Annotated in this window: 15 protein-coding genes; 1 reads left to right on the top strand and 14 read right to left on the bottom strand. The window is 42.9% G+C overall.

The window, feature by feature from the left end:
- Positions 1 to 90 precede the first annotated feature (90 nt).
- From lpdA to ACRRMM_RS17520, 5 genes are all read right to left on the bottom strand, one after another.
- A complete protein-coding gene (lpdA, locus tag ACRRMM_RS17540) occupies positions 91 to 1,470 on the bottom strand; it encodes a dihydrolipoyl dehydrogenase (protein ID WP_144610500.1) in 1,380 nt (459 codons plus the stop codon).
- 18 nt (positions 1,471 to 1,488) lie between these two features.
- The gene (locus tag ACRRMM_RS17535; protein ID WP_024719197.1) at positions 1,489 to 2,619 is read right to left on the bottom strand and encodes a dihydrolipoamide acetyltransferase family protein; all 1,131 of its coding nucleotides are present in this window, start codon (positions 2,617 to 2,619) and stop codon (positions 1,489 to 1,491) included.
- Positions 2,620 to 2,636: 17 nt separating this feature from the next.
- Positions 2,637 to 3,674 carry an alpha-ketoacid dehydrogenase subunit beta gene (locus ACRRMM_RS17530; RefSeq protein ID WP_144610498.1) on the bottom strand — a complete coding sequence of 346 codons (1,038 nt, stop codon included), beginning with the start codon at positions 3,672 to 3,674 and terminating at the stop codon, positions 2,637 to 2,639.
- A gap of 20 nt (positions 3,675 to 3,694) precedes the next feature.
- Positions 3,695 to 4,672 carry a thiamine pyrophosphate-dependent dehydrogenase E1 component subunit alpha gene (locus tag ACRRMM_RS17525; RefSeq protein ID WP_048001248.1) on the bottom strand — a complete coding sequence of 326 codons (978 nt, stop codon included), beginning with the start codon at positions 4,670 to 4,672 and terminating at the stop codon, positions 3,695 to 3,697.
- Positions 4,673 to 4,865: 193 nt separating this feature from the next.
- Positions 4,866 to 5,339 (bottom strand): SprT family protein, encoded by a 474-nt coding sequence (locus tag ACRRMM_RS17520; protein WP_426995412.1) that lies wholly within the window; start codon positions 5,337 to 5,339, stop codon positions 4,866 to 4,868.
- Positions 5,340 to 5,438: 99 nt separating this feature from the next.
- Between ACRRMM_RS17520 and cmpA the strand changes: the two genes are divergently transcribed.
- Positions 5,439 to 5,573, top strand: coding sequence for a cortex morphogenetic protein CmpA (gene cmpA / locus ACRRMM_RS17515; protein ID WP_008346893.1), 135 nt, complete (start codon positions 5,439 to 5,441; stop codon positions 5,571 to 5,573).
- Between the two features lie 19 nt (positions 5,574 to 5,592).
- On the opposite strand, the gene ACRRMM_RS17510 is transcribed toward cmpA, so the two are convergent.
- The 9 genes from ACRRMM_RS17510 to ACRRMM_RS17470 form a co-directional block, all read right to left on the bottom strand.
- Entirely contained in the window at positions 5,593 to 7,752 is a 2,160-nt protein-coding gene (locus tag ACRRMM_RS17510; protein WP_046527093.1) for a Tex family protein, read from the bottom strand.
- Positions 7,753 to 7,828: 76 nt separating this feature from the next.
- Positions 7,829 to 8,428 (bottom strand): PP2C family serine/threonine-protein phosphatase, encoded by a 600-nt coding sequence (locus ACRRMM_RS17505; RefSeq protein WP_046527092.1) that lies wholly within the window; start codon positions 8,426 to 8,428, stop codon positions 7,829 to 7,831.
- A complete protein-coding gene (gene sigB / locus ACRRMM_RS17500; protein WP_012009000.1) occupies positions 8,428 to 9,216 on the bottom strand; it encodes an RNA polymerase sigma factor SigB in 789 nt (262 codons plus the stop codon). Before sigB ends, ACRRMM_RS17505 begins: the two co-directional genes overlap by 1 nt.
- On the bottom strand, positions 9,182 to 9,670 hold the full coding sequence (rsbW, locus tag ACRRMM_RS17495; protein ID WP_007496471.1) for an anti-sigma B factor RsbW: 489 nt from the start codon (positions 9,668 to 9,670) through the stop codon (positions 9,182 to 9,184). The genes sigB and rsbW overlap by 35 nt, the downstream gene beginning before the upstream one ends.
- Entirely contained in the window at positions 9,667 to 9,996 is a 330-nt protein-coding gene (locus tag ACRRMM_RS17490; RefSeq protein ID WP_008346902.1) for an anti-sigma factor antagonist, read from the bottom strand. Before ACRRMM_RS17490 ends, rsbW begins: the two co-directional genes overlap by 4 nt.
- 59 nt (positions 9,997 to 10,055) lie before the next feature.
- On the bottom strand, positions 10,056 to 11,063 hold the full coding sequence (locus ACRRMM_RS17485; protein WP_008346904.1) for a PP2C family protein-serine/threonine phosphatase: 1,008 nt from the start codon (positions 11,061 to 11,063) through the stop codon (positions 10,056 to 10,058).
- Positions 11,064 to 11,073: 10 nt separating this feature from the next.
- A complete protein-coding gene (locus ACRRMM_RS17480) occupies positions 11,074 to 11,475 on the bottom strand; it encodes an anti-sigma regulatory factor (protein ID WP_003214085.1) in 402 nt (133 codons plus the stop codon).
- 2 nt (positions 11,476 to 11,477) lie between these two features.
- The gene (gene rsbS / locus ACRRMM_RS17475) at positions 11,478 to 11,846 is read right to left on the bottom strand and encodes an RsbT antagonist protein RsbS (RefSeq protein ID WP_003214235.1); all 369 of its coding nucleotides are present in this window, start codon (positions 11,844 to 11,846) and stop codon (positions 11,478 to 11,480) included.
- 4 nt (positions 11,847 to 11,850) lie between these two features.
- Positions 11,851 to 12,681: an RsbT co-antagonist protein RsbRA gene (locus tag ACRRMM_RS17470; protein WP_007496484.1), complete on the bottom strand. Its 831-nt coding sequence runs from the start codon at positions 12,679 to 12,681 to the stop codon at positions 11,851 to 11,853.
- Positions 12,682 to 12,747: the final 66 nt, after the last annotated feature.

The following is a 12,747-nucleotide window of genomic DNA, read 5'->3' as shown; positions in this document are numbered from 1 at the left end:
GGCTTTTTATTCATTATAGATAAACATAAAAGCGCTTTCAATTACAATTGGCTAACCCAAGAAGTCAATTGGATAGAAAAGGAGTCTCTTTCAGCAGTGCACCGCTCTTCCAATGGTTTGCAGAACGGCTTCGTGTATTGCCTCTGAAAGTGTCGGATGTGCCGCAATAAACTGCTCTAATGTATCAGCGGTCAACTCTGCATGCATCATCACCGCCGCTTGTCCAATCATTTCTGTTGCATTCGGTCCAATGATTGAAACGCCTAATATTTCTTGATATTGCGGCTCTACAATGACTTTTACGTGACCGGCTGGTTGATTTAAGATTAATGCTTTTCCATTTGCAGAAAATGCACATGTCCCTATCCTAATCTCCTCATATTGTTTTCTAGCACTCTCTTCATTTAAACCAACACTCGCGATTTCTGGAGAGGTGTAGATGCACCTCGGAATCACTTGTTCATTGACCTTTAGATGTTCACCTGATGCATGGGAAGCCGCAACCGTCCCTTCATGAAAGGCAGTATGAGCAAGCTGGACACCACCTGTCACATCACCGCACGCATAAATATGCGGGAGATTGGTTTGCATATGTTCATTGACGTAGATTCCGTTTCTATCAAATTCAATTCCAATCTGATCAAGATTCAACTCTCCAAGTTGCGGAGTTCTGCCAATCGCCATTAAGCAAAGATCCGACTGGATGTCACAACGTTCTCCTTGATTATTCTCCACCACTACTTTTCTTGAAGTGGAATCAAGCTGTTTGACTGTGGCGGACGTCAAAATGTTTACACCCGTTTCTTCGAGCTGCTCGTGAAGACATTGTGCTGTATCACGATCTTCTTCTGGTAAAATGTGCACTGCCCGTTCAACCATGACAACCTTTGATCCCATTCTGCTAAAGATGCTCGCAAACTCACAGCCAATCACCCCGCCCCCAATGATACAAAGTGAATCTGGGATCGAAGAAAGTGACATGGCGTCCTTGCTGTGAATGATCCATTCGCCATCAAAAGGTGCAAACGGTAAAGCCGCAGGCACAGCCCCTGTTGCAATAATGATTTGTTTTGCTTGAATGATTTCAGACTTTCCTTCACTTTCTATGAATAGCTCATGTGCTGATAGAAATGAAGCCTTCCCATTTACCACGGTAATTTTGTTTTTATTCATCAAGTAACGAACACCATCAGTGAGCTGCTTGACGACAGACTGTTTCCGCTTTTGGACAGCATTCCATTGAATGATAGGCTCATGTTCTGGAAGCTCAATTCCAAAATGTCCAGCCGATTTCACATGCTCATACATATCGGCGCTTTGCAAAAGTGCTTTGGTCGGGATACAGCCGTCATTGAGGCAGGTACCTCCCAGCTGACCTTGATCAATTAACACAACCTCTCTGCCAAAACGGGCGGCTGTTATGGCCGCCACATAACCTGCTGGTCCGCCTCCTATAATGACCAGTGTCATGGTACATTCACCTTCTTTCTATAAAAGAATGGATAATGGTTCTTCTAAGTGTGCTTTGACCGTTGATAAAAATGCAGAGGCAGGCGCCCCGTCCAGCACGCGGTGATCAAACGTAAGACTGAGTGGTAGGATGGTCCCTTTGCACAATTCATCTTCTCGATAAACAGGGGTGTCATACATTGTTCCGACACCAAGGATCCCCGCTTCCGGCGGATTCAAAATTGGTGTGAAATGCTCTACACCATACGCTCCAAGATTGGTGATGGTAAAGGTAGAACCTTTGATTTCGTCATGTAGAAGCTTTCCTTCACGTGCTTTTTTACCATACAATTTAATGCCCTTCGCCAGCTCTATCAGCGTTAACCGCTCCGCATGCTGAATGACCGGTACAGCCAATCCGTTATCTAACGCAGCAGCAATCCCAAGATGAACATTCTCAAAAGTTTCGACAACTCCGTTATGATATTGACTGTTCATCGCAGGATGTTCTAGCAACGATAGGATCGCTGCTTTGGCTACAAAATCGGTGATGGTCAACTTTGTCTCGTAACGTGCGATGGCTGTTTCATTCAGCTGTTGTTGTAGGTTTTTCAGTTTTGTCACGTCCGCTTTCATCGTAATGGTTAATTGTGCACTTGTTTGCAGGCTTTCCATCATTCTTGAGGCAATTGTTTTCCGCATCATGTTAATAGGCTGTTGCACTGTCTCGTTTTGTTTCTTCTCTTTCCGTTCAGGAAGTGCACGAAGCACATCCTCTTTCGTAATTCTTCCACCTGGTCCTGTCCCCACTAGCGTATCAATGTCTAGGTTTGCGCTATTCGCCATTTTACGGGCAACAGGGGAGATTTTTTTTCTCTCTTTCTTTGGTTTTGACTGGATTTCTTTTTCTTTCTTTCTCTCCACCTGTTCATTTCCTTCACCGATATAGCAGATGACCGTGCCGGGCGGTACACCTTCTCCCTCAGGTACTTTTATATCCAATATGGTTCCTTCAGCAGGTGATTCGATCTCCATTTCAATTTTTTCGGAGTTGATGCTTGCAATGCTTTCTCCTTTATTTACGGTCTCACCGACCTCTTTATTCCAGACAGATACCGTTCCTTCTTTCATCGACATGCCCAATTTAGGCATCACAACTTCGACAGCCATCTCCCTCTCTCCTTTCTCTAGTTCAAGATCTTGTCATGCCTCTTGCCAATCATCTCTAATACGGTGTTCACAACTTTATCGGGTGTTGGCAAATATATATCTTCAAGAGGCGGTGAAAATGGCACCGGTGTATGAGGAGCCGTCACTTTTTTGATTGGTGCGTCCAGTAAATCAAATCCTTTATCTGCAATCAAAGAAGAGATATCTGCGGCAATTCCGCACCTTGGATTTGCTTCATCGACAATGACAAGTCGATTTGTTTTTTCTACTGAAGTCAGAATGGCCTCCTCATCGAGCGGCGACAAGCTTCTTGGATCAATCACTTCCGCTTCAATACCTTGAGCAGACAATTGCTCTGCCGCTTCGAGTGCTGTATGCACTTGTTTGCCCACCGCAAAGATGGTTACATCAGAACCTTCCCTCTTCACATCTGCTTGACCAAGCGGCAATGTGTAATACCTCTCCGGCACATCTCCTGTGATATTGTAAAGCGTCTTGTCTTCAAAAAAGATGACAGGGTCCTGATCCTCGATGGCTGCCAGCAGCAGCCCTTTGGCATCATATGGTGAAGAAGGTACAACTACTTTCAAACCAGGGATGCTTGTAAATAGCGCATACAAACTTTGTGAATGCTGGGCAGCTGCTCTAAAACCCGCCCCATGTGTCGTTCTAATCGTGATAGGCACCTCTGCTTTTCCACCAAACATGTATCGAAATTTTGCGCCTTGATTCAGCACTTGGTCCAAACAAGTACCGATAAAATCATTAAACATAAGCTCCGCAATTGGTCTTAATCCTGTTGAAGCAGCTGCCATGGCCGCACCTATATAGCCAGCTTCACTAATCGGTGTATCAAGGACACGTTCACGCCCAAATTCCTGAACAATCCCTTTTGTTACACCAAGAACACCGCCCCATGCTTCATCATCCTGTAAGTGATCTACATGAGCACCTCCCGCAACATCTTCCCCCATTAAAATGACATCTTCGTCTCTTCTCATTGCCAGTTTAATCGCTTCATTCAAAGCACTAGACATGCTGATTTCTCTTGTCATTTCCCTCTCTCCTTTCAGATTTATTGATACGAAACATACACATCAGTTAGCAATTCAGTATGATCTGGATATTCACTTTCTTCACTAAATCTCACGGCTTCCTCTATCGCTTCTGCTACAGACGCTTCAATACTTGATATTTCTTGATCTGTTAGCAGCTGCTGCTTTAATAATTCATTTTTAAAAAGAGTGATGGCATCTTTCTCTTCTTGATGTTCGGTTTTTTCTTGATTGGTTTTGTAGCGCTGAGCGTCTCCTTCAAAATGACCATAATTTCGATATGTCATGCATTCAATCAATGTCGGACCTTCTCCATTTTTTGCTCGTTCTATCGCTTGTTCTGCTGCTTGATAAACGGCTGTCACATCTTTTCCGTCTACTTGAATCCCAGGAATGTCATAACCGGCCGCTCGATCCACAATTGATTTGCAGCTTGAAGCATACGAAAATGGCGTCGCTTCCCCGTACCCATTGTTTTCTGCGATGAAAATGACTGGCAGTTTCCAGATGGCGGCGAGATTGATTCCTTCGTGAAAAGTCCCTTGATTGTTAGCACCATCCCCAAAAAAGCAAACGCTTACATTATCTTTCTTTTTATATTTAGCCGTGAGTGCTGCCCCGCACGCAAGTGGAAAGCCGCCTCCAACAATTCCGTTGGCACCAAGCATTCCTTTATCAAAATCTGCAATGTGCATAGATCCACCTTTACCTTTACAAAGACCTGTGGCTTTTCCATAGATTTCTGCCATCATTCCTTTTAGATCACAGCCCTTGGCGATACAATGACCGTGGCCGCGGTGTGTACTTGTAATACTGTCTTGTTCATTCAGATGAGCACAGACTCCTACAGCTACAGCTTCTTCACCAGCATAAAGATGGACAAAACCTGGCAAGATCCCTTTTGTAAAAAGCATGTGTACTTGATCTTCAAATTGGCGAATTTCCTGCATTTTTTGATACATCCAAACGGCTTTTTCTTTTGTAAGTGCCTTTTCCATGATAAAACCTCCTATCTTTTTTGCTTGCACTTCTATACAAGCAAAAAGCGTGCCAACATCATGGCGCTTGAAAGCTTAGGATTTGAGCGATTCCCATCGATCAAAAAAGAGACAAAATGAGACTCGCGTCTCTATTTGTCTCAATATGTCTACTTCATCTCACAAAAAAAAGCATCCCATAAAGGAATGCATATCACTCTGAACCGATTGTACGCTGCCATTTTAATTTTCCTTTGCAGACGCCGCACACATAACGAGAGGTATCAACTCGCCTTTTCCTCATAAAATACTGACCGCATCCTGTGCAAACATATTCTTGTCGCTTCTGTCCACGTCGTTTATTTTGTACGGTCTTTAGCGCTGTACAAAAACGCGGGGCTCCTACTTGTTTTAATAACTCTTTAAAGGAACGGTCACGATGCTGATAGCCTTTTCCCTCAAGATGCAGATGATAATGACACAGCTCATGCTTGATGATCCCAATTAATTCTTCTCGTCCATGTTCTTCTAGGTATCGGCGGTTCAATTCGATATTGTGTGTTCCAAGTAAATACCGCCCGCCTGTCGTTTTGAGACGGTCATTAAAAACAGCTTGATGGCGGAATGCCTTACCAAAGTACTGCTCAGAAATATGTTCTGTTAACTGTTGTAACTCGCTCTCCTTCAATCAAAATCGTTCCTTTCTATAAAAACCTCGAACAGGACAATTTCCTCTTTGCATACATTGAAGGTACACCCACTGTTTTGATCAAAGGAGGAATGGGCGATGCCCAACTGGCTGAAAAATCAGATGCAGAAAGCATTTTATGAGAAAAATCATTATCAAATCAAATTGCTCAATCAATGCTGGTACTTCTATAGAAAAAAACATTCAGTCACATCAAGGCACACCCCATCCTAAGGTGCGCCTCGTTTTTTGTTTACTCTGGTTTTAGCATCGATAGAGCTACCCGGCCTTTTGCCTGGTCAACGGAGTCTACCCATACGGTCACAATGTCACCAACTGATACCACGTCGAGCGGATGTTTCACAAATCGATTGCTTAGCTTGGAAATGTGGACAAGTCCATCCTGCTTGACGCCAATATCAACGAATGCGCCGAAGTCTACGACGTTTCTCACCGTTCCTTGTAGCTCCATCCCTTGCTTCAAGTCCTCCAATTTCAACACGTCTGTTTTCAAAAGCGGCTTTGGTACTTCATCGCGCGGATCACGCTCAGGTCTTGTGAGCTGATCAATGATATCTTGAAGAGTGATTGAGCCAATTTCAAGCTGTTCTGCTGCTTCGTCCAGCTTCACCCCTGCAATTTTCTCTTTTAACTGTTCTGTTCCAAGATCGTCTGGCGTCATGTTGATCATGCGTAAGAACTGTTTTGTTTCTTTATAGCTTTCAGGGTGAATACCCGTGCGGTCAAGTGGATCTTGTCCATCTGTGATGCGCAGGAAGCCGATACACTGCTCATAAGTCTTTGCACCAAGCCTCGGGATATCCTTCAGCTCTTTTCTGCTTGTGAATCTCCCAATCTCTTCACGGCGCTTGACGATGTTTCCTGCGACGGCTTTTGAAAGACCTGACACATATTGCAGCAGCGCCTGTGAGGCTGTATTAACGTTCACACCGACTTGGTTAACAACCGTTTCTACCACAAAGGTTAACGAGCTGTTTAATTGCTTTTGACTCACATCGTGCTGGTATTGTCCTACACCGACAGATTTTGGATCTATTTTTACGAGCTCTGCTAATGGATCTTGTAATCTTCGAGCAATGGATATAGCGCTTCGTTCTTCGACTTGCAAGTCTGGAAACTCTTCTCTTGCCAGCGCAGATGCAGAGTATACACTTGCCCCTGCTTCATTCACGATCAAATATGAAACTGGCTGGTCCAGCTCTTGGATCAAGTCTGCGATGAATTGTTCGGTCTCTCTTGAGGCTGTTCCGTTTCCGATCGCAATGACTTCAATGTTGGATGTTTGAACGATTTCTTTCACTTTTTGTTTGGCTTCCGCTTTTTTCTGCACAGGCGGGTGCGGATAAATGACGCCAATATGATGGACTTTTCCTGTATCATCCACGACAGCTAATTTACAGCCTGTCCGAAACGCAGGGTCTACCCCAAGTACACGTTTTCCTTTCATCGGCGGTTGAAGTAGGAGCTTTCTTAAGTTTTCAGCGAAAATATGAATGGCTTGTTCCTCTGCTTTTTCTGTCAGCTCTTTTCGTATTTCCCGTTCAATTGAAGGCTGAATCAAGCGCTTGTATGCATCATCAATGGCCGCTTCAATGTAAGGCCTCGCCGTCGTTTGCTTGCCTTTTAAGACTTGTTTATCGAGGTAGAAACGAATATTTTCAGCAGGCGGTTCGATGGCTGCTTTCAAAATCCCTTCTTTCTCGCCTCGGTTGACCGCAAGTACACGATGAGGCACAATTTTTTTAATCGGCTCTTGATAGTCGTAATACATTTCATAGACGTTTTTCTCGTCGTTTTCAACGTCTTTTCCTGATGTGACAAGACTTCCCTTTTGGTACGTCTCGCTGCGAATCCATTTCCGCATATCAGGATCATCCGCAAGCTGTTCAGCAATGATGTGCTGGGCGCCCTCCAGTGCTTCTTCTGCTGTTGTGACTTCTTTTTCTTCATTGATAAAAGCCGATGCTTTCTTTTCGATCTCATCGTTTGGCAGCTTCAGTAAATACTCCGCAAGCGGCTCAAGTCCTTTTGCTTTGGCTACATTTGCCTTTGTTTTTCGCTTTTGTTTAAATGGTCGATATAAATCTTCGACCTCTTGCAGCTTATGCGCCTGTTCGATCTTCTGTTTTAATTCATCTGTTAATTTGTCTTGTTCAGCGATTAAGCGAATCACTTCTTCTTTTCGATTCGTCACATTTTGGATATATGTATAGCGTTCAGAAATGGTTTGAATTTGCACCTCGTCTAGTGAGCCTGTCTGCTCTTTCCGGTAACGTGCAATAAACGGGACGGTGTTGCCATCCTCTAATAGCTGGATCACACTTCCAATTTGTTTTGTTGAAAGCTTTAATTCTGTCGCAATTTGTTTCAATAAAAAGTCAGATGTCTTCATACTTTGCATCCTCTCACTGTGTCTTCTCTTTTAGTGTATCAAAAAAACTGGCAAAACAGAAAAAAGGTCAGCTATTTCATGTAAGCTGACCAAGTACATAGGTGAGATCGTCTTTCTTGTCTTGTGTGTATGTTTCAAGTTGTTTGGCGATGTCTGCAACTGAATGGCTATGCTTTAAACACATTCGCATGTTTGGCACATTCAGTCCGTCTGAATACATAATGAATGTCGATCCTTTTTCGTAGGAATAGGTGTATGTTTTGTATTTTCTAGGTTTACCTGATAGATATCCTGATGTCGGAAGTGGATAAATATAGTCGCCAGAAGGTGCATTCAAGATAAATCGAATGTTACCAACCGAACAATAGGTAAACTGCTGCTGGGAAAAATTCACCTTCAATATGGCCACAGTGGCTCCGCGTTTATTTTTCATGGCCTGATTGCATCTATCAATGAGGGTTATTACATCCTCATGTCCATATTCTTCGACAATTTCGCTGACTAAAGAAGATGATTCATTGGCGAACTGGCCGCTGCCTAATCCGTCTGCTACAGCACAAATTAGTTCTTCATCATCTGCTTTAATAAAAAAACTGTCCCCGCAGCATGATTTTCCTTCTTTGTTCGATTGATAGATAATGGCGTTTACATGCTCATGCTGTTCGATCTGCTTCATTACCCTAGCTCCATAGACGCATCTTCTGACAATGCATCTCGTAGCTTTTTAACTGCCTTCCGCTGCAGCCTTGATACATGCATTTGAGATATGCCGAGTAAATCGCCTGTTTCTTTCTGGCTTTTATTTTGCAAATACGTGAGATTGATAATTTCTTTTTCTCTATCTGTCAGAACGTGAAGCACACTTTCAAGCATCATTTTTTGGTTTACACGTTCGTACCCTTCTTCTTGTGAGCCGACGACGTCTAAAATCGTCACAGTGCTTCCTTCAGAATCTGCCTCTACGCCTTGGTCAACAGACAGCGCTTGATAGCTTTTGCCCATCTCCATTGTTTCAAGAACTTCTTCTTCTGTTACATCTAGATATTCTGCGATTTCTTGTACTTTAGGTGACTTTTGCGTTTCCGTTGTCAGGTGATCAACTGCCATCTTGATTCTTGGTCCAAGCTCTTTAATTCGTCTTGGTACATGGACACTCCATGTTTTATCACGTAAAAAGCGTTTGATTTCCCCGATAATGGTTGGAATGGCAAATGCCTCAAATGACTTACCGACAAGTGGATCATAACGCTTAATTGCGCCGAGTAGACCAATCATTCCAACTTGTCTTAAATCCTCATGAAAGCTTTTTCCTTTGGAGTATTTCTTCGCGAGCATATCCACAAGATTTGTATAACACTCAACTAGTGTCAGCTGCGCCTGCTCGTCTTGGTTGGATTGATAGCTTTGAATGAGGCGATCCACTTCATCTTTAGTTAGTTTCATAGTTTTGGATGGTTGTGTCATGGTCAACTCGCTCCCTGTTTAAAAACTTTGTCATCGCCACGGTAACTCCGGAGTTTGCTTGCACCTCGACTTCATCCATCAATGTTTGCATTAAGTATAAACCAAGACCTCCTTCTGCCAATTGATCCACCGTATGAGCAGATGTGTACGGCCCTAGGTCTTCCTGCTTTTGCTTAAAGTCAAAGCTACCGCCTTTATCAGCGACAATGATTTCTAGACGATCTTCATAGACAAGAAAGCGAACAGCTACCTCTCCATCTTCGCCATCTGCACCTTTATAGGCATGCTGAACTGCATTAGTACATGCCTCACTGACGGCAATTTTCAAGTCCTCAATCTCTTCGTAGGCATAGCCCATTCGGCTTGCAACGCCTGAAAGAGTCAGACGAATGATGCCTACGTATTCTGGTTTCGCCGGTATTTTCATCTCGATTAGATCTACTGATTCGTTCATTGTACCCCACCCTCTGACTTTGCAGAAATGTCAATGATGTCCTTTAGTCCAGTGATTTCAAACAATCTGACAAGCCGATCCGACAAGTTCTCAAGCTTTAATGATCCTCCTGCTTTTTGAGCCGCTTTGAACAGCCCAACAAACACACCTAAACCTGTACTATCCATGTAAGTAACATCTTTCAGACAAATGTCAAGATGCTCTCCTTTCTCTGCTTTGGGCATAAGGGTTTCTCTCAGCTCAGGAGCAGAGTACACATCGATTTCTCCGCTGACACTAATTTTCGTCTTATGATCTATTTGATGCTCTTTTACAGACATATTCATTATGCATTCACCTCGAAATTCTTGTTTCCTAAAGTTTTATATACCCGCATATTCACTTTCTAAACCTTTCTTTTAAGGACAAGTAAAGTAAAGTCATCGTGAAGCTGAAAATCTTGTAATTTGAGTAAGCTTGCATAGATAGCGTCGACCATTTCCTGTGCTGAATAGGAAAGATGCTCTGCTATGAGCGCTTTGATATCTTCGCGCTCTAAGAAGCCGTCCTCTGACTTGGATTCGGTGACCCCATCTGAAAATAAGATCACCATATCTCCTACGTCCAAATGCTGCTCATACTCCCTGTAATCAAAGTCTGGTGCGATTCCAAGGACAAGACCTTTTGCATCTAAATCGTAAAATTGATTCTCTTTTTTGCAATAGAAAAAGCCCGGCTCATGTCCAGCCGATGCGTACTTAAATTCATGTGTTTCTTTATTATAGCTGCCATAAAACATGGTGATAAACATGCTTGGGTCTACGTTTTGCTCGACCACACGATTAAGGGTTTTGAGCACTTTCGTTGGACCGCTGCCTGACTCTGGCAAGGAATCCATCGCATACTTAATCATCGACATACAGAGCGCAGCTGGAATGCCTTTCCCAATGACGTCTGCAATCGCGATATTGATTGTATCGTGATCTGTTACGAAATGGTAATAATCCCCACTCATCTGTTTTGCCGGCACACTGATGGCTCCGATATCAAATGTGTCTCCTTCTGGAATTTTCGTTTCCAGAAGGGTTTGCTGAACATTTGCAGCAATTTCAATTTCCGACTTAATTTCTTGCTGGATGCCTCTTAGTGTTAAATGCTCCTGGTAGGCAAGTCCGTATCCAATCATGACTTCAATTAAGAAGTCTAGTGAATGAAAGACATCTTCCGGCAAATCAGGGTAAAGCTCCTGAATCACTTTTCGGTGAACACTCACTATTTCTTCAGGAGGTATTTGATGCTCAATGGTTTTACGGCTAAATTTTTGAGCTTGATAAAGCGATGTTTCAGTTAAATCACTGATATAACGACTGAGCAGCTGATGATACCGCTGCTCCATTACCTCCTTAAAATCCATGGTTTCCCTCCTAGCGAAGCCACTTGACAGCTTGTATCTCAGTTCCTTGTTCTGGTGCGGAATCTAATTTAAATTCATCCATCAGTCTTCTGACGCCCGGCAAGCCTGCTCCGAGTCCGCCTGATGTAGAAAATCCGTCTTCCATTACTTTACGTATATCCATAATGCCAGGACCCTCATCGGCTGCGATGACTTTGAGTCCACGCTTTCCGCGCTCCATTACTTCTTCTATACAAATCTGACCTTTACCAGCGTATAAATAGATGTTACGAGCTAATTCTGAAATGGCCGTCGTAATTCTTGCTTGGTCAACTGTTCCAAAACCAAGTTCTTTTGCAACATTGCGCCCCAATTGTCTTGCTGCGACTATGTCCCATTCCGTCAATATTTTTACACAGGATTGGTCTTTCATATCTATTCCCCCAATTCCCGCTTCAGTGTCTCAAGCCCTTGTTCAAGATCTAGTGCTGTCTGAATTTCTTCCAGTGAAATGCCAAGTTCAATAAGCGTCACAGCGACTGCCGGTTGTATTCCTGTTAATACAACTTTTGCCCCCATGAGCTTGGACATGGTGATCACATCACCTAATACCTTGGCGATAAATGAATCAATCATATCGACGGATGTTAAGTCAATGACCACACCGTTTGCTCCTGTTTCATGAATTTTATTCAGCAAGTCTTCTTGAAAGTGAAGAGCTGTTTGATCATCAAGCTCCCACTGTATTGAAATCAGAAGACAATTATATAATTTTAAGATTGGAATCTTCGGGTGATTTCTCAATTGGTTATCCCTCCAATGAAACAATTTTTCGATTTGTCATTTCCAAAGCAGTTTGAATTCCTTTTTGAAGGGTATTCTTTGTTGTAACCTGAGATAAATCAATTCCAAGGTTAACGATCGTTTGGGCTATTTCTGGGCGAATACCGACAAGTAAACACTTCGCTCCTACTAATCTCACAGCCTCTGACGCTTGAATGATATGGTGGGCCACCATTGTGTCCACGACAGGTACACCCGTGATATCAATCAAGACGACCTGTGAGCGATGTTTGACGACACCATTAAGCAGGTTCTCCATAATTTTTTTCGCACGATCTGTATCAATTGTTCCAACAAGTGGCATGACGGTGATGTGCTCAAATACAGGGATTAGCGGGGCAGAAAGTTCCTGCAGCGCAATTTTTTGAAGGCTGACGGTTTTTTCCCATGAGATGGAATACTGGTTTAAGATCTCATTATGGATGGGTGTGATGAATCGATCGATTTGCCAGATGAGGTCATGACTTTCTTGTGTTGTATCTTTGTCATCGTTCATTTTTTCATATAAATGTGTACGGATTTCTGTTAGACCGTTTGCCAGTAACTTAAGTGATATACCCATTTGAACAATTTTTAAAGCAAAATTTTGCACTTTTTCTTCAAAATCCTCATGATCCCCCTCTGAAAGAGATGTAATGATGAGTTGAACATATTCCGAACAGATGGTTTCATACATTTTGTCGTTCAGCATCATGTCCGTTTCTTTTTCTCCGAGTCGTTTTAAAATGTCCGTCCACTCTTTTTCTAATTCCTTTTGGTGCTTTCTTGCAAAAGCTAACACGATATGATTCGACATGTTTTACCCCCTACTTACATTTAAAGCTCTTCTCTAGTCTTTCTTCATTATAACGTTAAAAAAAAT

It is taken from the genome of Bacillus sp. XT-4 (genome assembly GCF_050864245.1).
GTDB classification, from domain to species: Bacteria; Bacillota; Bacilli; order Bacillales; family Bacillaceae; genus Bacillus; species Bacillus altitudinis.
Note: the sequence above shows the minus strand (reverse complement) of the source record. Positions and strands in the feature narration are given on the sequence as shown.